The organism is Mycobacterium triplex (genome assembly GCF_000689255.1).
In the GTDB taxonomy this organism is placed as follows: Bacteria; Actinomycetota; Actinomycetes; order Mycobacteriales; family Mycobacteriaceae; genus Mycobacterium; species Mycobacterium triplex.
Genome location: NZ_HG964446.1, coordinates 2385873 through 2410011, shown reverse-complemented (window position 1 = coordinate 2410011; position 24139 = coordinate 2385873). Strand labels below are relative to the sequence as shown.

Sequence of the window (24139 nt, the reverse complement as noted above, 5' to 3'; positions counted from 1 at the left end):
GGGCGACGGCGGCTGCTGGCCGGGTGCCGGCGCTGTCGGCTGTCCGGGGGACGGCGCCGAGGAACGCGCGGGCGTCGGCGCGGGCCGACTGGGCGCGGGCGTCGGTGCCGCGGGCGTTTCGGTCCGCGCCGCCGGGGCGGGCTTGGCCGCGGGGGCGGCCGGTGTCCCGGTCTCGGCGGGCTTCGCGGGCCCGGTGGCGGCCGCACCGTTGCCGGAGGGCTTTTGAATCGCCTTGTCCAGCGCCTTGTCGAGCGAGCGGTCCGGGCTCTTCGGCGCGCTCTTGGCGGCGGCCGCGGGCTTGCTGCCGCCGAACGACTCGCGCAGCCGTCGGGCAACCGGCGCTTCTACGGTCGACGAGGCGGATTTGACGAATTCGCCCTGTTCATTCAGCCGGGCGAGAACTTCCTTGCTGGTGACACCGAGTTCCTTGGCCAACTCGTGTACGCGGGCCTTACCTGCCACTACATCTCCTGTCTATGAGGCGACAGTCGTGGGCCGCGCCTCGGGTTTAGCTATGACGCATGGTCATCGGGACTTCACGGTGTGCTCATGTTCTTCGCTACCTGTTCTGTTGCCGGGCGAGTCGAGCACCTGTAAGTACTCGACCAACGCGGATGTGTCCGGTGGACGGTCGATGCGCAACGCTTTGGTGAAAGCCCGCCGCCGAATCGCCTCGTGTGCGCACCGCGGTACGGGATGCAGCCACGCACCCCGCCCCGGCAGGCGAGCCGCCGTGTCAACGATCACGGCGTATTCGCCGTTCCCGCTCGACACCGCCACCACTCGGAGCAATTGGACGGCCAACTCTCGCTTCCGGCACCCGACACACGTCCGCACGGGTCCGCCCGTGTGGGTGCGCGCCGAGGCCGAAGGCTCGCGCTGGATCACGGCTCAGTCTAGCGTCACGGAACCGATGGTCAGAACCACCCGCAACCGCACCGTAACCTGCGCGCCGGATCGCTAGTGATCGTGGGCCATCGGGTGGCTGGCGCCGTGTTCCGGCTGGTCGTCCGACTGCGCCGCGGAACCGGCGGGCGAATCGCCGCGGATGTCGATGCGCCACCCGGTCAGCCGGGCGGCCAGCCGCGCGTTCTGCCCCTCCTTGCCGATGGCCAGGGACAACTGGAAGTCCGGCACCACCACACGGGCGGCGCGGGCGGTCTGGTCGATGACCGACACCGAGACCACCTTCGCCGGCGACAAGGCGTTGGCGACGAAGCGGGCCGGGTCCTCGTCGAAGTCGATGATGTCGATCTTCTCGCCGGAGAGCTCGCTCATCACGTTGCGCACCCGCTGGCCCATCGGACCGATGCAGGCACCCTTGGCGTTCAGGCCCGGCACCCGGGACGCGACCGCGATCTTGGAGCGGTGACCCGCCTCGCGCGCCACGGCCACGATCTCCACCGACCCGTCGGCGATCTCGGGGACTTCCAGCGAGAACAACTTGCGGACCAGGTTGGGGTGGGTGCGCGACAAGGTGATCAGCGGCTCACGCGAGCCCCGCGTCACACCGACCACGTAGCAGCGCACCCGGTTGCCGTGCTCGTAACTCTCGCCGGGAACCTGTTCGGCCGCCGGGATGACGCCCTCGGACGCCTTGGTCTCCGAGCCCATCCGCACGACGACCAGACCCCGGGCGTTGGCGCGGCTGTCGCGCTGAATCACGCCGGCGACGATTTCGCCCTCGCGGGTGGAGAACTCGCCGTAGGTGCGCTCGTTCTCGGCGTCGCGGAAACGCTGCAGCATGACCTGTCGTGCGGTGGTCGCCGCGATGCGGCCGAAACCCTCGGGGGTGTCGTCCCACTCGCTGATGACGTTGCCGTCCTCATCGACCTCGCGGGCCATCACCTTCACCACGCCGGTCTTGCGGTCGATCTCGATCCGCGCATCGTTCTGGTGGCCCTGGGTGTGCCGGTAGGCGGTCAGCAACGCCGACTTGATCGTCTCGAGCAACTCGTTGACCGAGATGCCCCGGTCCACCTCGATCGCGTGCAACGCGGCCATGTCGATGTTCATGCTCCGGCCTCCGTTCTCTCACCCGCACCCGCCAATTCCAGCTCGGCTGCCGATGGCGACGAAAACTCAACCTGGACAACAGCTTTCGCGATCTCGGCGAGCGGAATCTCGCGCACCGCCCAGCCGCCGCCGTCGCGGACCACCAGCGCTACCTCGTCGGCGCGGGTCTGACCCACCCGACCGGTCAACTGCGATCCGTCCGTCAACGCCAGCTCGACCTTGCGGCCACGGGCGCGGCGGAAGTGTTTCTCGTTGGTGAGCGGACGGTCCACGCCGGGCGAGGAGACCTCGAGAACATAGCTGTCGCCGATGGTGTCCAGGCCGTCCAGCAAAGCCGACGCCGAACGTGACAGCGTCGCCACGGTGTCCAGGTCCAGAGCGGTGTCGCCATCGGCGATCACGGTGATTCGCGGCGGGCGCACCCGGGAATCGATGACCACGTCTTCGATCTCATAGCCGGCGCGCGCGAACTCGCCACCGAGTAGCTCGATCACCTGCGTCTGCGACGGTAGCCCGGTGGTCACGGCGAGCTCCTCATCTTGAGTTGTCCGGTCATCTGGTTCAAGTCGGCGCCCATCGGACTTCGGGCGGCTTCCGGCGTCCCGGTGGAACGGCTTCACGTTCCGCGAGAACCGGCTACCAACGATACGCCAGGAATCGCGTTTGACGAGGTGATCGCGCAGTCCAAGGTCCTCCGCGGCATGACCGGCTCGCGGCCAATGGCAGGATGTTGGGCGTGCCTAGCGCTGTAGGAGTCACCAATCGGCGGGGTGTGCTCGCCGGGGGTGCCGCGCTCGCCGCGCTCGGGGTGGTCGTCTCCGCCTGTGGCGAATCCCCGCCGAAACCCCCTGCCGTCGAACAACTGCTGGGTCCGTTGGACCAGGCCAGACACGACAGCGCGCTCGCCGGTGCGGCCGCCGCCGCCGTCGGCGTCGCACCGCAGATCGCCGCGGCGCTGTCGGTGGTCGCAAACCAGCGCGCCGCCCATGCCCGCGCGCTGTCCACCGAGATCGCCCGGGCGGCCGGCAAGCTGACCGCTTCGTCGAGCGAGACGACGAGCCCCAGCCCGACGGCCGCGCCGGCGGGGCCGCCGCCGCCACCACCCGCGGTGTCCGACGTCATCAATGCACTGAAGACCTCGGCCGACAACGCGGCTCGCCTGGTGGCCGGCGAGTCGGGCTATCGGGCCGGCCTGCTGGCGTCGATCGCCGCGTCCTGCACGGCTTCGTACCAGGTTGCCCTGGTCCCCGGGGGGCCGTCGATATGACCTCGGGCAAAGACGCCGACAACGCGGCGCTGTCCGATGCGCTGGCCGTCGAGCACTCGACGATCTACGGCTACGGCATCGTGTCCGCGCTGTCGCCACCCAGCGTCAACAACCTGGTGTTGGAGGCGCTGCTGCAGCACCGCCAGCGGCGCGACGACGTGATCGCCATGCTGGCCGCCCGCAAGGTCACCCCGCCGCCCGCCGCCGCCGGGTATCAGTTGCCCCTGCTGGTGGCCAGTCCGGCCGATGCGGCGCGCCTGGCGGTACGGATGGAAGGCGACGGTGCGACGGCGTGGCGCGCGGTCACCGAGCACGCCGAAACCGCCGACGACCGGGCGTTCGCCGCCACGGCGCTGACGCAGAGCGCGGTGATGGGCGCCCGGTGGAGCCGCATCCTGGGCGCGTGGCCGATCACCAGCAGTTTCCCGGGCGGCAACGAGTAGCCCCGGGCTACCCCGTCAGCGCCGCCACGATGTCGGTGGCCAGCGAAACCCCGGTCGCCAACTCGCGGGTCTGTCCGCCGAAGCGGTCGCGCAGCTCCACCACGCCGTCGGCCCAGCCCCGCCCGACCACCACGATCCAGGGCATCCCGAGCAGCTCGGCGTCCTTGAACTTGACCCCGGGCGAGGCGGTGCGGTCATCCAGCAGCACCTCGAGGCCCAACCGGTCCAGGTCGGCGGCCAGCGTGGTGGCTCCGTCGCGTGCCCCGGGGTCCTTGTTGGCGATCACCAGGTGCACGTCGAACGGCGCGATCGAGGCGGGCCAGCGCAGGCCCAGCTCGTCATGGTGTTGCTCGGCGACGACGGCGACCAGCCGCGACACCCCGATGCCGTAGGAGCCCATCGTGAGTCGCACCGGCTTGCCGTCCTCGCCGAGCACGTCGACGGCGAACGCGTCGGTGTACTTGCGCCCCAGCTGGAAGATGTGCCCGATCTCGATGCCGCGCGCCATGACCAGCGGGCCGGCCCCGTCCGGGGACGGGTCGCCTTCGCGCACCTCGGCGGCCTCGATCGTGCCGTCGGCGGTGAAATCGCGTCCGGCCACCAGTCCCACCACATGGCGGCCCGGTTCGTCGGCGCCGGTGATCCAGCTGGTGCCGTCCACCACGCGCGGGTCGACGAGGTAACGAACCTTGTTGTCCCGCAAGGCCTTTGGACCGATATAACCCTTGACCAGGAAGGGGTACTTGACGAAGTCCGCGTCGTCGAGCAACGCGTATTCGGCCGGCTCGAGCGCGGCGCCCAGCCGTTTGTCGTCGACCTCGCGATCACCGGGCACCCCGATGGCCAGCAGCTCCCACTCCCCGCCGGGTTGGCGGACCTTGACCATGACGTTCTTCAGCGTGTCCGCCGCGGTGACAGTGCGGCCCAGGCCGGCGCTGTTGGCCCACTGCACCAGCGTCGCGATGGTCGGCGTGTCACCGGTGTCGTGCACGACCGCGTCGGGCAGCCCGTCGATCGGCCGGACCTCGGGCGCCGCGGTGATGACCGCTTCGACGTTGGCCGCGTATCCGGATTCCACGCACCGGACGAAGGTGTCCTCGCCGATCGGGCTCTCGGCCAGGAACTCTTCGGATGCGCTGCCGCCCATCGCGCCCGATACCGCCGACACGATGACATAGCGAACCCGCAGCCGGTCGAAGATGCGCTGGTAGGCCTCGCGGTGCGCGTGGTAGGCGGCCTTGAGCCCGGCCGCGTCGATGTCGAAGGAATAGGAGTCCTTCATCACGAATTCCCGGGCCCGCAGGATGCCGGCCCGCGGCCGCGCCTCGTCGCGGTACTTGATCTGAATCTGGTACAGCGTCAGCGGGAAGTCCTTGTAGGAGCTGTACTCGCCCTTGACGGCCAGGGTGAAGAACTCTTCGTGGGTGGGGGCGAGCATGTAGTCGTTGCCGCGGCGGTCCTTTACGCGGAACACCCCGTCGCCGTATTCGGTCCAGCGGTTCGTCGTCTCGTACGGCCCGCGCGGCAGCAGCCCGGGGAACAGAATCTCCTGCCCGCCAATCGCATTCATCTCTTCGCGGACGACACGCTCGATGTTGCGCAGCACCCGCAGCCCCAGCGGCAGCCAGCTGTACAGCCCGGGGGCGACCTGCCGGATGTATCCGGCTCGCGCCAGCAGTTTGTGGCTGGGCACTTCGGCGTCGGCGGGGTCGTCGCGCAGGGTGCGCAGGAACAGCTCGGACATCCGGGTGATCACAGCGGGCCAGCCTAGTGCCGCCCGCCAGTGTTGCGCAGGCCGGTTCAGCTCTCGGGGTCGGGGCGGTGACGGCTGCGGTAAGCCCGCATGCCCGCCTGAGACCGGCATTGGGCCCGGCAGAAGGTCCCCGACGAGTTGCGACTCTGGTCGACGAAGCCGTGATGACAGTTACGGCATGCCTTCACCCGGTTCCACGCTCCAGACTGGGACAGCTCGACCACCGCGGCCAGCATCGAACCCAGCGCGCCCGCCAGTCCCGCCTGCGTGGACACCAGCCCCGCTGCATCTCGAGTAATGTTGGCCTGCAATGGATATCGATGCGCTGCTCGGCGCAGTGCAGATTCTGCAGCACTGAGTTCGTCTTCGCCGGCGGCGTCGGCATCGACATGCGTGAGCAGGACCGTCACCAGCGCGTCGCGAATCTCACGTGCCTCGATCACGTCGGCCGGAGTGATCGAGACGGTGCCGTCCGCACCGTAAGCGGCCAACCACTTCCGAAGTCCGGCGGCATCGGAAAGCCTGTCCGGCACTCGACCGCGGTGGTCGTGCGTATTGGCGAAGGCCAGCACCAGCTCGGCCGGATCGGCGCCGGCAGGCGCGCCACCCGAACCCACCACGATGCACCTCCTCCGTTCCCTCTGCGCTCACAGCGCGTTACAGCCTATCCGCCGACGCCGTTTACCCGCCGGCAAGCGCGCGGCACCACCAAAAAGCCACCGGATCCTTACCGGTTACCAGGCCGCCCCCGGATGAGGAGCGGATCGATGAGCAAAGCGCAGTTACTACTCACAGCGTTTTGCCAGTAATTTTTCTTCCCCAACTGTTTGACTTGTTATAGTCGTAGTGATTACGGTAATAACATGACAAACACACCGCATCGCAATTGGTTCATCACTGGCGCCAGCTCCGGCATGGGGTTGGCCCTGACGCAGGCGGCAATACGCCGCGGCGACAACGTCGTCGGGCTGGCCCGCAATACCGAGCCTCTCAAGGAGCTCGTCGCAGAGCACCCACGGCAAGTGCTGGTTCACAGTGCCGACATTCGTGATCAGTCACAGATCGAGGACGCCGTGACGCAAGGGCTGGAAAAGTTCGGCCGGATCGACGTCGTGGTCAACAGCGCCGGTTACGGGCTGTGGGGCGGCGTCGAAGAAGCGACGGACGCCCAGGTACGGGCCGCCTTCGAGACCAACGTCTTCGGCACACTCAATGTGCTGCGGGCGACGCTGCCGTCCCTGCGCGCCCAGCGTTCGGGGCACATCGTCTCGGTGACCGCTTACCGCGGCCAAAGCGCCAGCGCCGGAATGGGTTTGATCTCAGCATTCAACTACGCCAAGGAAGGTTTGTCCGACGGCCTCTACGAAGAACTGAAACCGTTGGGCATCCACGTGACCATGGTGGAGCCCGGCCCGTCGGAAACCGGATTCCGCGGCAATCTCGATCGCGCACCCGAAATCGCCGACTACGACCAGACGGTGCGGGAAGCACTCAAGGCCATTCGTGAACTGCCGCCGGAGCACTTCAACTTGCCCGAGCCGATCGCGACCGCGATTCTGGCCGCCGTCGACGCCGACGAGCCACCGTTGCGGCTGGCCACCGGCAGCGTCGCGGTCAACACCATCCGCAAGACGCTGCAGTCCCGACTGGCCAATCTGGAGGCCTGGGAAGCAGTCAGCGTCGCCGTCGACGGCGACGCCGACCGAGTCTGTCCGCTCGATTAACGCCACTGAACTGGCCCCGTCGGTTCGGCGGGGCCGGTTCACCACCCGGAGGGAAACACGCCGTGATCGAGCTTTTCGTCGAGCACTTCTTCACCGCCGAAGGGCGACAACGGTTTCCGGCATGGATACGCGAGATCGAGGCAATCGCCGGCCGCTATCCCGGCTTCATCGGCATCCGGCAGATGACGCGCCCGGACGAACCGGACCGCTGCTTTTTCCGGATGTCTTTCCGGACACCCCAACAAGCCGAGCGATGGATCACCAGTCCAGACCGGAAGCGTGTGCTGGCACGGATGGAGCCTTTCCAGTCCGGTGACCTTCACGCAACCAGGTGGATTACCGCTGAAACAGCTTCGGCCCCAATCTGACCCAGAACCGCGGGCGCTACCACAACCGAGAGCAAGGAAAATGACATGAGCGATCTGCTCGACTCCGTACTCGCCGCGCACGGTGGCATCGACCGCTGGCGTGAGGTTCGTACCGTTACCACCTCGCTGCGTTCCTGGGGGCAGACGTGGTCACGAAAAGGCCACCCGAACATCTTTTCCCGGTGGAGCACCTTCCAGGCCGCAACCATCAGCCAGTCGATGCGAGTCGACGCCTTCACAGGTGAAGGCCGCCGCGGCTTCTACGGCCCTGACAGCGTGCGGATCGAATCGGCAGACGGAACGATCCTGCAGGAGCGCTCCCACCCTCGTGAAGCATTCAACGGCCACACCCTCGACACACCGTGGGATCACTTGCACTGCCTATATTTCGCCGGCTGCGCGATGTGGACGTACCTCAACTTGCCCTTCCTCGGCGCACGACCGGACGTCGACGCCCAAGAGATCGATCCCTGGATCGCGGAATCCGGGGAGAAGTGGCGTCGGCTGCGGCTGACCTTCCCGTCGCACATCGCCACGCACACCTCGGTGCAAGATCTCTACATCGACGGCAACGGGCTGATAGCGCGCCACGACTACTCGGTCGACGTCATCCCCGCCCCGCTCGCCGCACACTATCTGTTCGACTACACCGAGCACGAGGGCTTTCAATTCCCGTCGCTACGAAAAGTCGTGCCGCTCAACGCCGATAGCCGACCAGGTCCGCTGAGCGTCCCCGAGGCCCTGCTGATCGGCATCGAACTCACCGACTATGCCGTCGGCTGAGTTGGACGGCTGGCGGCAGCCGGTCAAGTCCCGACCGGTGGACGCTCATCGGTGGCCTGATGGTTCAGTTGCATCTCGCACATGCTGGCCTCGCCGTGCCGAGGGCCACGACGGACGTCGATATGGTTCTCCATATCGAGACTGGTGCAATCACCTTCCCAGCCGCGAGGGCGGCTCTTGAAAGCCTTGGTTATCAGATCCAATTACCGGCAGGGAAAGGTAATCCAGTACATCGACTCACTCGCGGGGATGATCGTGTCGACGTGATGGCGGCAGATCGGATTCCCCCAGACCATGTGCCAGAAGTGCACGGCCACAAGCTCTTCCAAGTGCCTGCTGGTACATCCGCGTTACGGAAGACGGTGGACTGCACGATCGAGCGCGAAGAAGAAAGCAGCCTCACATTCAGCCTTCCCGACACGCCTGGCGCATTGGTACTGAAAAGCGCTGCTTACAAGGAGGATTCGCGTGCTCGCGAGCGTCATTTGGATGATGCCGCATTGTTGGCGTGCACCGTCGTCGACGCGTCCCTTGAAGCTGAACGCCTCGGCGGCGGCAGTGACAGGGGGCGGATACAACTGCTGGAGCGAGAGCTTCGAGACGCAAGCCACAAGTCGTGGCAATTGGTTCCCGAAGAGATACGCGCATACGGAAGAGAAGCGTTGGCTGTATTGAGCCGAGATCCCGCGCCTCCTCGACAACCGCGGCGTATGGGCACAACTAAACCCTCTTCATGGGATTGGCGCGCCCTGGCCGCGATTCGAACGGCCCCGCCGGCAGCTACAGCTCGCCGGCGTCGATGGCTTCCTTGACCTCTTGCGCGTGTGCGACCTGTTCCGGGGTGTACCCGATGAACAGGGCGGCAAGGCCGACGATGACGGCCGTGCCGGCCACCCACAGCAGCCCATAGGTGTAGCCGTGGTCGAGCGCCCGCAATTGGGCGTCGTTCATGATCTTCACCGGGCCGGTGGTGCCGCCCAGGTACAGCGTGCGCGAGGTGATGACGGCCTGGATGACGGCCAGCACCAGCGGCCCGCCCAGGCTCTGCAGCATCAGGGTCATCGCCGACACCGGGCCGATCTGGTCGAAACCGACACCCGCGATCGCGGCGAGCGTCAGCGGGACGACGACCATGCCGATGCCGATTCCGCCGACGACGATCGGCAGCACCAGGTTCGGGAAGTACGGCGCGCCGCGGTGCATGAACGCCCAGCCATAGATCATGGCCAGCAGCAGCAGCCACCCGCCGCCGATGGTCAGCACCCGCGGCGAGAACCGCGACACCAGCTGCGAGGAGATACCGAGGCCGATGCCCATCGCGATGACGAACGGGATGAATCCGACGCCGGCGCGCAGCGCGCTGTAGCCCAAGATGTCCTGGACGTACAGGCCGATGCAGACGGTCAGGCTGAACATCACGCCGCCGGCCAACAGGATCGCGGTGAACGTGACCAGCCGGTTGCGGTCGCGGAACAAGCCGAACGGCACGACGGGATTTTCGGCGGTGCGCTCCACGATGGCGAACGCGACGGCGGCGGCCACGGCCACCGCGGCGGAGCCGAGGGTGATCATCGACATCCAGCCATTTTCCGGGCCCATCGAGAACGCGAACACGGCGGCCGTACACGCCAAGGTGGCGAGCATGGCCCCGGCGGCATCGAGCTTCATCCGCTCGCGGTTGGTTTCCCGCAACGCGGTGCGGGCCAGGTAGATCATCACCAGCCCGATCGGCACGTTCACCAGGAACGCCAGCCGCCAGGAGACCTCGGTCAGCGCCCCGCCGACGACCAGGCCCATCACCGAGCCGATCGCGGTCATGGCGGCGAACACCGCGGTGGCCGCGTTGCGCGCCGGGCCCTTGGCGAACGTCGTGGCGACCAGGGCCAGACCGGTCGGCGACGCGATCGCCGAGCCGACACCCTGCAGCAGCCGGGCGATGACCAGCGTTACCTCATCCCAGGCCACGGCGCACAGCACCGAGGAGATGGTGAACAGCGTGACGCCGACGATGAAGGTCCGTTTGCGGCCGATGGTGTCGCCGAGGCGCCCGCCCAGCAGCATCAGCCCGCCGAAGGTCAGCACGTAGGCGGTGATCACCCAGCTACGGCCGGCGTCGGACAGGCTCAGCTCGTTTTGAATCTTAGGAAGCGCGACGATCGCGACGGTGCTGTCCATCGTTGCCAGCAGCTGCATACCGCCGATGGCGATCACGGCCGCGATGAAGCGGCGAGACGGCAGCCAGGTCGGGTAATACCTGCTCGTGCGCGTGGCGGCGGTCCCGGAAGAGGTTTGCGACGGGAGCTCGGTGCGCTCGGGTGCCGGACGATCGGGGCGCGTAGCGGTCCAATTTTGGGCCGCGCGCTCAGTGTCGTTGAGGGCCGTCATAACGGGTTACCTTACAGTAATCTTAAGAATCGTTTAAACGCCGAACGCCACTCAGGCCTACTACGGGCCCGATCACGATGATCGCGGGAGGTCTGATCCCTTCCGCCCGAACCTTCTGCGGCGTGTCGGCAAGTGTGGCCCGCAACGTGTGCTGCGCCGGCGTCGTCCCGTGCTGAACCACCAGAACCGGCGTATCCGCAGGTCGACCGCCCTGCACCAACGCGTCCACGAACAGTTCGATGCGTTCGACGGCCATCAGCAAGACAATCGTCCCGGACAACGCCGCCAGTGCATTCCAATTCACTAACGATTCGGGATGCCCGGGTGCCAGATGGCCGCTGACCACCACGAACTCGTGATTTACCGCCCGATGGGTGACCGGAACACCCGCCAGGGCGGGCACCGCTATGGCACTTGTCACACCGGGGACGACCGTGACGGGAATGCCGGCGTCGGCGCACGCGATGACTTCCTCGTAGCCGCGGGCGAACACGAACGGGTCGCCCCCTTTGAGGCGCACGACGAAGCGTCCGGCCCGGGCCCGCTCGATCATGACGTCGTTGATCGCGTCCTGGGCCATGGCCCGGCCGTACGGGATCTTGGCGGCATCGATGACTTCGACGTGCGGCGCCAGCTCGGCCAGCAATTCGGGCGGGGCCAGCCGGTCGGCGACCACGACGTCGGCCGCCGCCAGCAGCCGGCGGCCGCGCACGGTGATCAGCTCCGGGTCACCTGGCCCGCCGCCGATCAGCGCCACCCCGCCCCGCACGACGTCGGCACTCACCGGGCTTTCCAGGGTGATCAGGCCCTGATGCAGCGCCTCACGGATGGCCGAGCGGATCGCCGCCGACCTGCGGTGCTCGCCGCCGGCCAGCACCCCCACCGACAGCCCGGCGTAATCGAACGACGCCGGGGTCACCGCGGTGCCCTCGATGGCGATGTCGGCGCGCACGCAGAAGATCTGGCGGCTGTCGGCCTCGGCGACGACGGCCTCGTTGACCGCGGCGTCGTTGGTGGCCGCGATCGCGTACCACGCCCCGTCCAGGTCGCCGTCGCGGTATTCGCGCACCGTGAGGGTGATTCCGCTCATCGCCTCGACGGCGGGGGTGGCGCTGCGGGTGATCACCTGTACGTCGGCGCCGCTGGAGATGAGCAGGGGTAGCCGGCGCTGGGCGACCGTGCCTCCGCCGACCACGACGACCTTCTTGCCGGTCAGCCGCAATCCGACGAGGTAGGGGCTCTCGGTCACCCGGCAAGCCTAGTAGTCCACACCCGTGCGCCCCTCCCGCGCCACGGCCGTTGCGACGAAACGCGCCACCGCGCCCGGCGCCGCGGCCGGGTGGGTGTGCAGATACGACGCGTGCACCCCGGCGTGCACGACGCCGTCGCGGATCGGCGCCGCGTCGGCGGCCCGGTAGACCCAGGCGGGCTGGTAGCTCTCGGTGAAGGTGAGCACGGTGCGGTGGAATTCGTGTCCGACCACCCGCGCCCCGGCGGCATACAGCGCCGAATCGACCACCGCGACCGCGTCGCGATACGCCAGCTTCAGCTGCGGGGTGAACCGCGCCGATCCGCCCAGCACCCCGCACATCGGGTATCCGTCGAGTTCGGAAGCCAGGTAGATCAGCCCGGCGCATTCGGCGTGCACCGGCGCACCGACGGCGGCTAACTCGCGAATCTGCTGTCGCACAACTTCATTGGCGGACAGGTCGGCGGTGAACTGCTCGGGGAAACCGCCCGGCAGCAGCACCGCGTCGGTGCCGTCGGGCAACGTGTCGACCAGCGGGTCGAACTCGACCACCTCGGCGCCGGCGGCGCGCAGCAACTCGGCGTGTTCGGCGTAGCCGAAGCTGAAGGCCTTGCCGGCGGCCATCGCGACCGTGGTGCGGCCACCGGCCGTCTCCCCCACCGCGGCAACGGGATCCCACGGCGCGCTGGTGTTCTGGCTTCGCGCGACCGCCATTACCGCGGCGAGGTCGACGTGCCGCGCGATCAGGGCGGTCATCGCCTCGACCGCGAGCCGGGCCCGCCGTCCGTATTCGACCGCGGTGACCAGGCCCAAATACCTTGTCGGCAGCTCCAATTCGGCGGTACGCGGGATGGCGCCCAATACCGGGATGCCGGTGGTCTCGCAGGCCTGGCGCAAGACCTGCTCGTGTCGGGGTGATCCCACCCGGTTGAGGATCACCCCGGCGATCCGGGTTGCGGTATCGAATGTCGAAAAGCCGTGCAGCAGTGCGGCAATGCTGTGGCTCTGGCCCCGCGCGTCGACGACCAGGATCACCGGCGCGCCCACCAGAGCGGCGACGTGCGCGGTCGAGCCCGGCGGCGGGGACGCCGGGTCGGGCCCGATCCGCCCGTCGAACAGCCCCATCACCCCCTCGATCACCGCGATGTCGGCACCGGCGGCGCCGTGCGCATACAGCGGGCCGATCAACGATTCGGTCACCATCACCGGATCGAGATTGCGTCCTGGCCGGCCGGCGGCCAGCCCGTGGTAGCCGGGATCGATGAAGTCCGGGCCCACCTTGAACGGGGCCACCGTATGCCCGGCCCGGCGCAGGGCGCCGATCAAACCCGTTGCGATCGTGGTCTTTCCGCTGCCCGACGCGGGCGCGGCGACGACGACCGCGGGGGCGTTCACCACTCGATGCCCTTCTGGCCCTTGCGTCCGGCATCCATCGGGTGCTTGACCTTGGTCATCTCGGTGACCAGGTCGGCGGCCTCGACCAGTCGCGGCGGGGCGGCGCGTCCGGTGATCACCACATGCTGATGACCGGGGCGGGCGGCCAACACGTCCACCACCTCGTCGACATCGACCCAGCCCCACTTCAGCGGGTAGGTGAACTCGTCGAGCACGTAGAAGTCGTGCCGCTGCTCGGCCAGCCGGCGCGCGATCTCGGCCCAGCCGTCGGCGGCCGCGGCCGCGTGGTCGTCCTCGGTGCCGGCCTTACGCGACCAGGACCAACCGCTGCCCATCTTGTGCCATTCCACCGCTCCCCCGGCACCGTGCTCGTCGTGCAGCCGACCCAGCTGGCGGAAAACGGCTTCCTCTCCCACCTTCCACTTCGCGCTCTTGACGAACTGAAACACCGCGACGTCCAGGCGGGCGTTCCACGCGCGCAACGCCATTCCGAACGCCGCGGTCGACTTGCCCTTGCCGTCGCCGGTGTGCACCGCCAGCAGCGGCAGGTTGCGCCGGGCCCGGGTGCTCAGCCCGTCGTCCGGGACCTGCGGTGGGATTCCCTGTGGCATAAGGGCACGACTCCTCTTGTTGCGGCCGGCTAGGCCGCGCTGCGCACGGCCCGCGTGAGATGGTCGGCGCGCAGTTGCTCCAGCCGGACGGTCGGTGCACCGAGTCGGACGGCCAGTTGCCCGGCCAATCCCAGTCGGACATAGGACGTTTCGCAGTCCACGACCACCGCCGCCGCACCCTCGGCGACCAGTCGGGAGGCGGCGATTCTGCTGCGGCCCAACGGGTCTGGTCCCGCCGTGGCCCGCCCGTCGGTGAGCACCACCACCAGGGGACGGCGTGCCCGGTCGCGCGCCCGCTCCCGGATGATCAGCTCACGCGCGGCCAGCAGACCCTCGGCCAGCGGGGTCTTGCCGCCGGTATCGAATCGGGCCAGCCGGCGGCCGGCGATGTGCGCCGAGGACGTCGGCGGCAGCAACAGTCGCGCGTCGTGGCCGCGGAAGGTGATCACCGCGACCTTGTCGCGCCGTTGATAGGCGTCGCGCAGCAACGACAAGGTGGCACCGCTGACCGCGGCCATCCGGTCGCGGGCGGCCATCGACCCGGACGCGTCGACGACGAAGATCACTAGGTTGCCTTCGCGTCCCTCGCGGACCGCGCGGCGGATGTCGTCGGGTCGCGGGCGCAGTGGACCCGCCCCGGCGCGCTCGGCGGCCGAGAGCAGCGTGGCGAACAGGTGCAGTCCGTGCGCGCCGGGGTCGTCGGCGTCCGCGGCAGCCACCACGCTGCCCGAGCGGTTGCGGGCCCGCGACCGTCGTCCGGGCGCACCTTCGCCGACGCCGGGAACCGTCAACGCCCGGGTGCGAAACGTCTGCGCCGGCGGGGCGCTGGGCCGCGTCTTGGGCTGCTTCGGCTTCGCACCGGAGGTCGACTCCTGTTGCGGGGCAGGGTCATCGGCGGATTGACCACCGCCGGGCGGGTCGGGATCGGGCTCCGGATCGTTGCCCGCCCGCTGCAGCGCCTCGTCCAGCTGCTCGCGGTCGATGCCCGGATCGTCGAACGGGTCGCGGCGGCGCCTGTGCGGCAGCGCCAGTTCCGCCGCCACCCGGATGTCCTGCTCCTCGACACTCGTCGCGCCGCGCCAGGCCGCGTGCGCGACCGCGGTGCGCGCCACCACCAGATCGGCGCGCATCCCGTCGACATCGAACGCCGCACACAGCGCCGCGATGCGCCGTAACTCGTTGTCGCCCAACACAACATCGTCGACCAGCCCGCGGGCCGCGGCGATCCGCCGGGCCAGCTCGGCGTCGTCGGCGGCGTAGCGGTGGGCGAATCCTTCCGGGTCGGCCTCGTACGCCATCCGCCGCCGGATCACCTCGACCCGCACGTCGACGTCACGGGAGGCGTGCACGTCGACCGTCAGCCCGAATCGGTCGAGCAGCTGCGGGCGCAGCTCGCCTTCCTCCGGATTCATCGTGCCGATCAGCACGAACCGGGCCTCATGCGAGTGCGAGATGCCGTCGCGTTCGATGTGTACCCGCCCCATCGCGGCGGCGTCGAGCAGCACGTCGACCAGGTGATCGTGCAGCAGGTTCACCTCGTCGACGTACAGTACGCCGCCGTGGGCACGCGCCAGCAATCCGGGCGAAAAGGCGTGCTCGCCGTCGCGCAGCACCCGCTGCAGATCCAGCGAGCCGATCACCCGGTCTTCGGTTGCGCCGAGCGGCATTTCGACCAGACCGGCCCCGGTGCCGTCACCTCCGGTCGCCGCGGCCAACAGCGCGGCAAGGCCGCGCACGGCCGTCGACTTGGCGGTGCCCTTCTCGCCGCGGATCAGCGCGCCGCCGATTTCCGGGCGCACCGCGCACAGCAGCAGCGCCAGCCGCAACTGGTCGTGGCCGACGATCGCGCTGAACGGGTAGGGCTTCACGGCTTGGCCGCCACGCCGGAACCGGGCCGCAGCATCGGGACGTGCGGAACGCCGTCGTCGAGGAAATCGTCGCCGTCGCGCACGAATCCGTGTTGGGCGTACATGTCGGCCAGATAGGTCTGCGCGTTGATCCGGCACGGATAGTCGCCGACCTCGGCCAGCGCGGCCCGCAGCAGCCGCGTGGTGTGGCCTTGTCCGCGCACGCTGCGTTTGGTGCACAGCCGCCCGATCCGGAACGCCTTCTCGCCGCCGGCGTGCTCTTCCATCAGCCGCAGCGTGCAGATCACCTCGCCGTCCGCCGTTTCCAGCCAGAAGTGCCGGGTCTCGGCGAGCAGGTCGCGCCCGTCCAGTTCCGGATACGGGATGGCCTGCTCGACGACGAACACCTCTACCCGAAGCTTCAGTAGCTCGTAAAGGGTTTGCGCGTCAAGATCTTTGGCCCAGATGCGGCGTAGCGCTTCGGTCATGGGCGCCACTCCTGTTCATCGCTACGCGCTGCATCGTCGACGTCGCACGTCATCGGCGCCGCTCCTCCTAACACTTGGCAACGCTGTCCGGCGCGGTTCAATAGGCGTTCAACTGTAATACCCGGGTGCTCCACGTTCTCACCTCGTCGTAGAGCGCCGGTTCGTCGGACAGCCGGGTCCCCAACGAGGGCACCATCTCCTTGAGCTTGGGCAGCCAGGACTGATAGCGGCCGGCAAAGCAATTGGCCAGCACGTCGAGCATGATCGGCACCGCGGTCGAGGCGCCGGGCGAGCCGCCGAGCAGGCCCGCGATGCTGCCGTCGGCCGAGCCCACGACGGTGGTGCCGAATTCGAGCGCCCCGCCGCTGCCCCTCGCCCGCCGGATCACCTGCACGCGCTGACCGGCCACCGTCAGCTGCCAATCCGAAGTCCGGGCGCTGGGCGCGAATTCGCGCAGCGCCCGCATCCGGTCGCGTTCGGTGAGCCGCAGTTGGCGAAGCAGGTAATTGACCAGCGTCATCTCGGTGATGCCGACCCCCAGCATCGACACGGCGTTGTCCCGCCTGATCGATCGGGGCAAATCGCTGAGGTGGCCATGCTTCAAGAATTTGGGCGACCAGCCGGCGTAGGGCCCGAAGACCAGCCATGACTTGCCGTTGACGAACCGCAAATCCAGATGCAGTGCCCCCAGCGGCGGGGCGCCGGATGCGGGGACGCCGTAGACCTTGGCCCGGTGGCTGGCGGTCAGCGCCGGGTTGTCGGTGCGCAGGAACTTCCCGCCGATCGGGAAGCCGGCGAAGCCCCTGACCTCGTTGATGCCGGACTTCTGCAACAACGGCAGCGCCTCGCCACCGGCGCCGACGAACACGAATTTGGCGTTCAGCCTGTGCTTTTCGCCGGTGCGACGATTGCCGATGTGTAGCGTCCAGCCGCCATCGGCCGCACGGGTCAGGTTGCGGACCTCGTGGCCGAACAGCGCGGAGCCGCCGCCCCGCACGCAGTAGCCGATGAGCTGCTTGGTCAGCGCACCGAAGTCGACGTCGGTGCCGTCGGCGGCCCAGTTCAGCGCGACCGGCTCGGAGAAGTCGCGTTCGGCGGCCATGAACGGCAGCCGGCGGGCGAATTCAGCGGGGTCGTCGACCAATTCCGTGCCGGCGAACAGCGGGTTCCCGGCCAGCGCCCGCTGCCGGCGCCGCAGATAGTCGACCCGCTCCGCGCCGTGCACGAAACTGACGTGCGGGACGGGGTTGAGGAAGCGCCGATCGGTGAGGATGCCGTTCTCCACGGCGTAGGCCCAGAACTGGCGGGTCACCTGGAATTGCTCGTTGATCGTCACCGCCTTGGTGATGTCGATCGAACCCCGGGAGCCGGGGCGCTCCGGTGTGTAGTTCATCTCGCACAGCCCGGCATGCCCGGTACCGGCGTTGTTCCACGGGCTGCTGCTTTCGGCGGCGACGGCATCGAGGCGCTCGACCACGGTGATCGACCAGTCCGGCTCCAGCCGCCGCAGCAGGGCGGCCAGGGTGGCGCTCATGATGCCGGCGCCGACCAGCGCGACGTCGGTGCGCGCCGTTGTGTCTGACACCGAAAATGCCGGTCCTTCCTCGCCGTGGGCGGCCGGTCCTCAGGTTATCCCGACCGGCGCGGCCGAAACGACTTGAACCCGGCTGCCACCAGCAAAAGCGTCCGCCACGCTAAGCTGGCCTGGTGACTGGCTGGGTCCCCGACGTCCTGCCTGGCTACTGGCAGTACACCATCGCATTGGGACCCGATCCCGCCGGCGAGGGCGACATCGTCGCAACCCTGATCCGGCGCGGCCCACAGCCCAGCGGCCCCGAGCACGCGGTGCTGACGGTCCACGGCTACACCGACTACTTCTTCAACACCGCGCTGGCCGATCACTTCGCAAACCGCGGTTTCACCTTCTACGCATTGGACATGCAGAAGTGCGGGCGCTCCCGGCGCGACGGCCAAACCCCGCACTTCATCACCGATCTCGCCCACTACGACACCGAACTCGAACGCGCGCTGGCCGTCATCGGCGAACAGGCCCATGACGTCACGGTCCTGATGTACGGCCATTCCGCCGGCGGGCTGATCGTGCCGCTGTGGCTGGACCGGCTGCGCCGGCGTGACGCGACGGCACACGCCGGCATCGGCGGGTTGGTTCTCAACAGTCCGTTCCTGGATCTGCACGGCCCGGCGGTGCTGCGCCTGGGATTGACCTCGGCGATGATCGCCGGCCTGTCGCGCGTGCGTTCCAAAGCCGTGTTGCGCGGCACCAGCAAGGGCGGTTACGGCACCACCCTGCACCGCGACTACGACGGCGAGTTCGACTACAACCTGGAATGGAAACCGTTGGGCGGCTTCCCCATTACCGCGGGGTGGCTGCACGCCGTGCGCCGCGGCCAGGCCCGGCTGCACCGCGGCCTCGACGTGGGGGTGCCGAACCTGATTCTGCGTTCGGACCACAGCGTGCCCGAAACGGCGGACCCGATGTCGATGCAACGCGGCGACGCGGTTCTCGACGTCACCCAGATCGCCCGCTGGGCCGGCTGCATCGGGAACCGCAGCACCGTCGTTCCGGTCGCCGACGCCAAGCACGACGTGTTCCTCTCCCTGGAGGGGCCGCGCGCGCTCGCCTACCGGGAACTGGATAGCTGGCTGGACGGCTACCTGCGCCCCGCCGACACCGACGCCCCGGCAGCTTTCGGAAAGGGGTGACGGCGTGGAGACCTACGACGTCGCGATCATCGGAACCGGTTCGGGCAACACCATTCTCGATGACCGCTTCGCCGACAAGCGGGTGGCGATCTGCGAACAGGGCACCTTCGGCGGCACCTGCCTCAACGTCGGGTGCATCCCGACGAAGATGTTCGTCTACGCCGCCGAGGTCGCCCAATCGATCCGGGACGCAGGGCGTTTCGGCATCGACGCGCACCTCGACGGGGTGCGCTGGGACGACATCGTCTCGCGGGTGTTCGGACGCATCGATCCGATCGGGGTCGGCGGTGAGGACTATCGCAGCTCCGCACCCAACATCGACGTGTACAAGCAGCACACCCGGTTCGGCCCGGTCCGGGCCGACGGGCGCTACCTGCTGCGCACCGACGCCGGCGACGAGTTCACGGCCGAGCAGGTGGTGATCGCCGCGGGGGCACGGGCGGTGATCCCCCCGGCGATCCTCGAGTGCGGCGCGCACTACTACACCAGCGACACGATCATGCGAATCGCCGAATTCCCAGAGCATCTGGTGATCGTCGGCGGCGGCTTCGTGTCCGCCGAATTCGCCCACATCTTCTCCGCGCTGGGAGCGCGGGTCACGCTGGTGGTCCGCGGCTCCGCCCTGCTGCGGCACTGCGACGACACCCTGTGCAAACGCTTCACCCGTATCGCGTCGAGCAAATGGGAACTGCACACCCACCGCAATGTGGTGAGCGCCGAGAGCCAGGGCTCAGGCGTCGCGGTGCACCTCGACAACGGCCACACCATCAACGCCGACGCCATGCTGGTCGCGACCGGCCGGGTTTCCAACGCCGATCAGCTCGACCTCGAGCAGGCCGGCATCGCCGTCGAGGACGGTCTGGTGGTCGTCGACGAGTACCAAAGAACCACGGCGCGTGGGGTTTTCGCTCTCGGTGACGTCTCCTCGCCGTATCAGCTCAAGCACGTCGCCAATCACGAGGCGCGCGTGGTGCAGCACAACCTGCTGTGCGACTGGGACGACACCGCGGCGATGGCGGTCAGCGACCATCGCTTCGTGCCGTCCGCGGTGTTCACCGATCCGCAGATCTCCTACGTGGGGTTGACCGAAAACGAAGCCATTGCACAGGGTTTCAAAATCTCGGTGAAGGTCCAGGCCTACGGCGACGTCGCCTACGGCTGGGCGATGGAGGACACCACCGGGATCGTCAAACTCATCGGCGAACGCGGCACCGGGCGTCTGCTCGGTGCCCACATCATGGGCCATCAGGCCTCGTCGATCATCCAGCCGTTGATCCAGGCGATGAGCTTCGGGCTGACCGCCCCGGAGATGGCCCGCGGGCAGTACTGGATCCACCCGGCGCTGCCCGAGGTGGTGGAGAACGCGCTATTGGGCCTCGGCTGAGCCTGCACGCCGGGCCGCCGAGTCACCCTGCTGGCACCGCGGGCACAGGCCGCGCAACGTCAGGCCGGCGCGGTCCGACAAGGCGAACGCACTGCCCTCCATCGCGTGCTCGAGTGCCGAACTGAGCTGGCGCGCGGGCACTTCGATGATCGAATCGCACTGCGTGCACACCGCGTGGTGATGCGGGGCGGTCGCCAGCCCGTAGGTCGTGATGCCGCCGTCGAGGGTCAGCGCATGCAACACCGACTGCTCGACCAGGGTGGTCACGGTGCGGTAGATGGTGGCCACGTCGGGTGGTTGGGCGCCGGCGGGCAGGCCGGCCCGCACCCGCCGGTGAATCTCGGCGACGGACAGGTGTCCGTTGACGGGTTCGAGCACCGCCAGCACCTGAATGCGTGAGGTCATCCGCCGCAACCCGCGGGCACGCAGGAAGTCGCCGATGCGCTGGGTGACCGCGGGATCGAGCGCCGACGGATTGGACGTCACCCGTCCAGTGTTGCGCCCGGCATTGCCGATCGCCAGTCCTGGACGTCGACGGCCGTCCTGCAACTCACTTGCATCCAGCTCGTGACCGACCCTAAAGTCGGGGCCGTGGCCACCACCGAGCTCGCCGCGCCGCGCAGCAGGTTAGCCAGGCTGTACGGCTTCCTGACGACGGCGGAGTGGGGGCGCCTGGCAGTCATGCTGGCGGTCATCGTCGCGCTACATCTCATCGGCTGGTTCACCCTGCTCCTGATCGTTGAGCCGGCGCGACTCAGCGTGGGCGGCAAGGCCTTTGGCATTGGTGTCGGGGTGACGGCCTACGCCCTCGGTTTGCGGCACGCCTTCGACGCCGACCACATCGCGGCCATCGACAACACCACCCGCAAGCTGATGGGCGACAAACAGCGGCCCCTTGCGGTCGGGTTCTTCTTCTCGCTGGGCCACTCCACCGTCGTGTTCACGCTGGCGATGCTGCTGGCGATCGGGGCCAAGGCGATCGTCGGGCCGGTCGAGGACGACTCCTCGGCGCTGCATCGCTACACCGGCCTGATCGGCACCGGCGTCTCGGGGGTGTTCCTCTACCTGATCGCCATCCTCAACGTCGTCGTGCTGGTCGGAATCCTGCGGGTGTTTCTGCGGTTGCGCCGCGGCGAATTCGACGAAACCGAGCTGGAACGCCAATTGGACAACCGCGGGTTTCTCAACCGGTTCCTCGGCCGCTTGACGCGGTCGATCACCAGGTCCTGGCACATGTACCCGATCGGCCTGCTGTTCGGGCTGGGCTTCGACACCGCCACCGAGGTAGCCCTGCTGGTGCTGGCCGGCACCAGCGCCGCGGCCGGGCTGCCCTGGTACGCGATCCTGTGTCTGCCGGTGTTGTTCGCCGCCGGCATGTGTCTGCTGGACACCATCGACGGCTCGTTCATGAACTTCGCCTACGGCTGGGCGTTTTCCAATCCGGTGCGCAAGATCTACTACAACATCACGATCACCGGGCTGTCGATCGTCGTCGCGCTGCTGATCGGCAGCCTCGAACTGCTGGACCTGTTCGCCGGCCAGCTGGGGTGGCGGGGCCCGTTCTGGGACTGGCTTTCCGGCCTCGACCTGAACACCGTCGGCTTCGTCATCGTCGGCATCTTCGTGGCTACCTGGGTGGTCGCGCTGCTCGTCTGGCGCTACGGCCGCCTCGAGCAGAGATGGGCCGCGCCCGCCGAGAGCATGCCGTAACTTCACACCTACTTCGCGTCGAGTGTGGGGCCTACGCACCCAGATTCGGCGATTTTGTGCATTAACCCCCACGCTCGGCGCGAGGTCGCGGTTTCTCGCCGAGCGCGGTGCCCGTGCCAGACTGGGGCCATGTCGGCTCCCGCGCTTGGTTCGCTGTGCGACGTGCTCCCCGCGGCGGCCGCACTGCTTGCAGTCCCGGACGCCGTCGACCGGTTGGCGGTCACGGAATCGGTTGCCGAACAGGTTGATCGGGTCGCCGTCGTGTTGGTGGACGGCCTGGGCTGGCACCTGCTGCCGGAATTGGCGAGTAGCACACCGTTGCTCGCCTCGGTCCTGGCCGGCGGCGTCGGACGGTTGACCCAGCTCAGGAGCACCTTCCCGTCGACCACGCCGAGCAGCCTGGTGTCGCTGGGCACCGGCGCGCGGCCGGGCGAGCACGGCATCCTGGGCTTCACCCTCAACGTCCCCGGCACCGAACGGGTGCTCACCCACATCTACTGGCGCGACGACCCGCCATCGGCGCAGTGGCAGCCGCTGCCGACCTGGTTCGAGCGGCTGCGGCGAGGCGGGATCGCCGCGCGGGCGGTACTGCCGGCGCTGTTCATGGGCAGCGGGCTGACGGATGCGGCGTATCGCGGCGCCGACTTTCGCCCCAGCAACCCCGACGACGACTACGCCCAGCAGGTCATCGACGAGCTGCGCGCGGCGCCCGGCCTGGTCTACGCCTACACGGCCGAGCTGGACACCGCCGCGCACTTGTTCGGTATCGGCTCGCCGCACTGGCATGCGGCGGCCGCACGGGTCGACGCGCTGCTGACCCGCCTGGTCGACGCGCTGCCCGCGAACGCGGCCCTGCTGGTGACCGCCGACCACGGCGGTCTCAACGTTCCGCCGCAGGCCCGGATCGACCTGGACACCGACGATCGGCTCGGCGAGGGAATCCGGGTGGTCGCGGGTGAGCCGCGGGTGCGCTACCTGCACACCGCGCCGGGCGCGGCGACCGACGTGCAGGCGACGTGGAGTGAGCTGCTGGACGGCCGGGCCGAGGTGCACAGCCGCGAGCAGGCGGTGGCCTCCGGAATCTTCGGACCGGTCGATCCCGCGCATCTGGCGCGCATCGGCGACGTCGTCGTGATCTGCACCGGCGACACCGCGGTGCTGGCCACCAAGCGCGAGCCTCCGGAAGCCGCTCGGCTCATCGGGTTTCACGGCGGAGCCACCGAGGCCGAAATGGCGATCCCGCTGATCGTCTTCGCCGGGTGAGACCCGCTTCACCCTGGGCGCCTGCGGGAGTTCGGCGTGCGAACTCATCGACGCCCGAACCGACACGAGATAGCCGGTCGCACATAGCAAATCAAAACACCGATTGTCCAAATCGAAATACACAACAGACTCGAATCGACCTCACAGCTGGCACCGACCGATGACCAGGTTCGTCCGGTACAGTCGGGCCACTGTGAACATTCGAGGCGCAGGTCACACTCGGCGGTGGCAGCCGGCGATCGCCGTTGTCGCGGCACTCGGTTTGTTCGCCAGTCTCATCGCCGGTTCTTCGTTGCGGTCCCAATTTTCGGCGGCCACCCTGCCGGAACCCGCGGCCTGGTCGCAGGCGATCCCGAATTCCGGGCACGCGCAGACCAATAGCGAAGCCGCGGCCGCGATCCACCTGCAACATGCCAGTTCATGGGATGTGTCACCGGCCAAAAGGAAGCCGTTCCACAGCATGTGGATGACGCACGACCGCCCGGACGTGTGGCCGCGCTTGGCATCGCACTCGCTGTTGTCCGTGCTGCCGGTTTCGTTTGCCGGCACGGTCTTTCAATCCCGTGAGGTGCACACCAGCGCACCCGCGGCTGAATGCGGCGATCACGAAATATTGGCACTGCTCTGCGTAAGTCGTAGCTGATAGAACAGCACTGCGCCCCGGGCGGGGTTGTGAGTCCTGTTACAACTTTCACAGAAGCGAAGCCCGACGGCCCATCGCGGCGTTCT

Annotated in this window: 25 protein-coding genes; 11 read left to right on the top strand and 14 right to left on the bottom strand. The window is 68.3% G+C overall.

The window, feature by feature from the left end; all coding sequences use genetic code 11:
• The 4 genes from BN973_RS31645 to rimP form a co-directional block, all read right to left on the bottom strand.
• On the bottom strand, positions 1 to 462 hold a 462-nt coding region (locus tag BN973_RS31645; protein ID WP_036468124.1), incomplete at its 3' end, for a translation initiation factor IF-2 N-terminal domain-containing protein.
• A gap of 63 nt (positions 463 to 525) precedes the next feature.
• Positions 526 to 774 (bottom strand): YlxR family protein, encoded by a 249-nt coding sequence (locus BN973_RS11215; protein WP_414097590.1) that lies wholly within the window; start codon positions 772 to 774, stop codon positions 526 to 528.
• A gap of 186 nt (positions 775 to 960) precedes the next feature.
• Positions 961 to 2016, bottom strand: a complete 1056-nt coding sequence (nusA, locus tag BN973_RS11210) for a transcription termination factor NusA (protein WP_036468123.1) — start codon at positions 2014 to 2016, stop codon at positions 961 to 963.
• The gene (gene rimP / locus BN973_RS11205; RefSeq protein WP_036468121.1) at positions 2013 to 2540 is read right to left on the bottom strand and encodes a ribosome maturation factor RimP; all 528 of its coding nucleotides are present in this window, start codon (positions 2538 to 2540) and stop codon (positions 2013 to 2015) included. The genes nusA and rimP overlap by 4 nt, the downstream gene beginning before the upstream one ends.
• A gap of 203 nt (positions 2541 to 2743) precedes the next feature.
• Here rimP and BN973_RS11200 point away from each other — a divergent pair, with 203 nt between their 5' ends.
• Together BN973_RS11200 and BN973_RS11195 are read left to right on the top strand one after the other, a co-directional pair.
• On the top strand, positions 2744 to 3283 hold the full coding sequence (locus BN973_RS11200) for a hypothetical protein (RefSeq protein WP_084163366.1): 540 nt from the start codon (positions 2744 to 2746) through the stop codon (positions 3281 to 3283).
• Complete coding sequence (locus BN973_RS11195; protein WP_036468119.1) at positions 3280 to 3726, top strand: ferritin-like domain-containing protein; 447 nt, start codon at positions 3280 to 3282, stop codon at positions 3724 to 3726. The genes BN973_RS11200 and BN973_RS11195 overlap by 4 nt, the downstream gene beginning before the upstream one ends.
• A 7-nt stretch (positions 3727 to 3733) precedes the next feature.
• On the opposite strand, the gene BN973_RS11190 is transcribed toward BN973_RS11195, so the two are convergent.
• Together BN973_RS11190 and BN973_RS11185 are read right to left on the bottom strand one after the other, a co-directional pair.
• The gene (locus BN973_RS11190) at positions 3734 to 5482 is read right to left on the bottom strand and encodes a proline--tRNA ligase (protein WP_036468118.1); all 1749 of its coding nucleotides are present in this window, start codon (positions 5480 to 5482) and stop codon (positions 3734 to 3736) included.
• Positions 5483 to 5526: 44 nt separating this feature from the next.
• Positions 5527 to 6099, bottom strand: a complete 573-nt coding sequence (locus BN973_RS11185) for a CGNR zinc finger domain-containing protein (RefSeq protein ID WP_139830274.1) — start codon at positions 6097 to 6099, stop codon at positions 5527 to 5529.
• A 243-nt stretch (positions 6100 to 6342) separates the two neighbouring features.
• Between BN973_RS11185 and BN973_RS11180 the strand changes: the two genes are divergently transcribed.
• The 4 genes from BN973_RS11180 (at position 6343) to BN973_RS30450 (ending at position 9166) form a co-directional block, all read left to right on the top strand.
• Complete coding sequence (locus BN973_RS11180; RefSeq protein ID WP_036468117.1) at positions 6343 to 7203, top strand: SDR family NAD(P)-dependent oxidoreductase; 861 nt, start codon at positions 6343 to 6345, stop codon at positions 7201 to 7203.
• Positions 7204 to 7265: 62 nt separating this feature from the next.
• Positions 7266 to 7571, top strand: a complete 306-nt coding sequence (locus BN973_RS11175; protein ID WP_036468116.1) for a hypothetical protein — start codon at positions 7266 to 7268, stop codon at positions 7569 to 7571.
• Between the two features lie 45 nt (positions 7572 to 7616).
• Complete coding sequence (locus BN973_RS11170) at positions 7617 to 8354, top strand: hypothetical protein (protein WP_036468114.1); 738 nt, start codon at positions 7617 to 7619, stop codon at positions 8352 to 8354.
• Positions 8355 to 8476: 122 nt separating this feature from the next.
• On the top strand, positions 8477 to 9166 hold the full coding sequence (locus BN973_RS30450; RefSeq protein WP_198048914.1) for a hypothetical protein: 690 nt from the start codon (positions 8477 to 8479) through the stop codon (positions 9164 to 9166).
• Here the strand turns inward: BN973_RS30450 and BN973_RS11160 are convergent.
• The 7 genes from BN973_RS11160 to mqo all read right to left on the bottom strand — a co-directional run bounded on the left by BN973_RS11160 (position 9135) and on the right by mqo (position 17863).
• Positions 9135 to 10739, bottom strand: a complete 1605-nt coding sequence (locus tag BN973_RS11160; protein WP_036468111.1) for an MFS transporter — start codon at positions 10737 to 10739, stop codon at positions 9135 to 9137. The two genes, BN973_RS30450 and BN973_RS11160, sit on opposite strands and share 32 nt — an antisense overlap.
• 22 nt (positions 10740 to 10761) lie before the next feature.
• Positions 10762 to 11988 (bottom strand): uroporphyrinogen-III C-methyltransferase, encoded by a 1227-nt coding sequence (gene cobA, locus BN973_RS11155; protein ID WP_036468110.1) that lies wholly within the window; start codon positions 11986 to 11988, stop codon positions 10762 to 10764.
• 9 nt (positions 11989 to 11997) lie between these two features.
• Positions 11998 to 13383, bottom strand: a complete 1386-nt coding sequence (locus BN973_RS11150; protein ID WP_036468108.1) for a cobyrinate a,c-diamide synthase — start codon at positions 13381 to 13383, stop codon at positions 11998 to 12000.
• The gene (cobO, locus tag BN973_RS11145) at positions 13380 to 13994 is read right to left on the bottom strand and encodes a cob(I)yrinic acid a,c-diamide adenosyltransferase (protein ID WP_036468107.1); all 615 of its coding nucleotides are present in this window, start codon (positions 13992 to 13994) and stop codon (positions 13380 to 13382) included. Before cobO ends, BN973_RS11150 begins: the two co-directional genes overlap by 4 nt.
• 29 nt (positions 13995 to 14023) lie before the next feature.
• Positions 14024 to 15862, bottom strand: a complete 1839-nt coding sequence (locus tag BN973_RS11140) for a magnesium chelatase subunit D family protein (RefSeq protein ID WP_036468105.1) — start codon at positions 15860 to 15862, stop codon at positions 14024 to 14026.
• Positions 15859 to 16329 (bottom strand): GNAT family N-acetyltransferase, encoded by a 471-nt coding sequence (locus BN973_RS11135; RefSeq protein WP_036472285.1) that lies wholly within the window; start codon positions 16327 to 16329, stop codon positions 15859 to 15861. The genes BN973_RS11140 and BN973_RS11135 overlap by 4 nt, the downstream gene beginning before the upstream one ends.
• A 97-nt stretch (positions 16330 to 16426) precedes the next feature.
• Positions 16427 to 17863, bottom strand: a complete 1437-nt coding sequence (gene mqo / locus BN973_RS11130; protein ID WP_051641570.1) for a malate dehydrogenase (quinone) — start codon at positions 17861 to 17863, stop codon at positions 16427 to 16429.
• A 173-nt stretch (positions 17864 to 18036) separates the two neighbouring features.
• Here mqo and BN973_RS11125 point away from each other — a divergent pair, with 173 nt between their 5' ends.
• Both BN973_RS11125 and mtr read left to right on the top strand, forming a co-directional pair.
• Complete coding sequence (locus BN973_RS11125; RefSeq protein ID WP_036468101.1) at positions 18037 to 19053, top strand: alpha/beta hydrolase; 1017 nt, start codon at positions 18037 to 18039, stop codon at positions 19051 to 19053.
• Positions 19054 to 19057: 4 nt separating this feature from the next.
• On the top strand, positions 19058 to 20437 hold the full coding sequence (mtr, locus tag BN973_RS11120; RefSeq protein ID WP_036468099.1) for a mycothione reductase: 1380 nt from the start codon (positions 19058 to 19060) through the stop codon (positions 20435 to 20437).
• Here the strand turns inward: mtr and BN973_RS11115 are convergent.
• Positions 20420 to 20923: a Fur family transcriptional regulator gene (locus BN973_RS11115; RefSeq protein WP_036468098.1), complete on the bottom strand. Its 504-nt coding sequence runs from the start codon at positions 20921 to 20923 to the stop codon at positions 20420 to 20422. The genes mtr and BN973_RS11115 overlap by 18 nt on opposite strands.
• A gap of 105 nt (positions 20924 to 21028) precedes the next feature.
• Here BN973_RS11115 and nicT point away from each other — a divergent pair, with 105 nt between their 5' ends.
• The 3 genes from nicT (at position 21029) to BN973_RS11100 (ending at position 24053) form a co-directional block, all read left to right on the top strand.
• Positions 21029 to 22147, top strand: coding sequence for a Nickel transporter NicT (gene nicT / locus BN973_RS11110; protein WP_036472284.1), 1119 nt, complete (start codon positions 21029 to 21031; stop codon positions 22145 to 22147).
• A 129-nt stretch (positions 22148 to 22276) separates the two neighbouring features.
• Positions 22277 to 23410, top strand: a complete 1134-nt coding sequence (locus BN973_RS11105) for an alkaline phosphatase family protein (RefSeq protein WP_036468095.1) — start codon at positions 22277 to 22279, stop codon at positions 23408 to 23410.
• 193 nt (positions 23411 to 23603) lie between these two features.
• Complete coding sequence (locus BN973_RS11100) at positions 23604 to 24053, top strand: hypothetical protein (RefSeq protein ID WP_036472283.1); 450 nt, start codon at positions 23604 to 23606, stop codon at positions 24051 to 24053.
• Positions 24054 to 24139 lie beyond the last annotated feature (86 nt).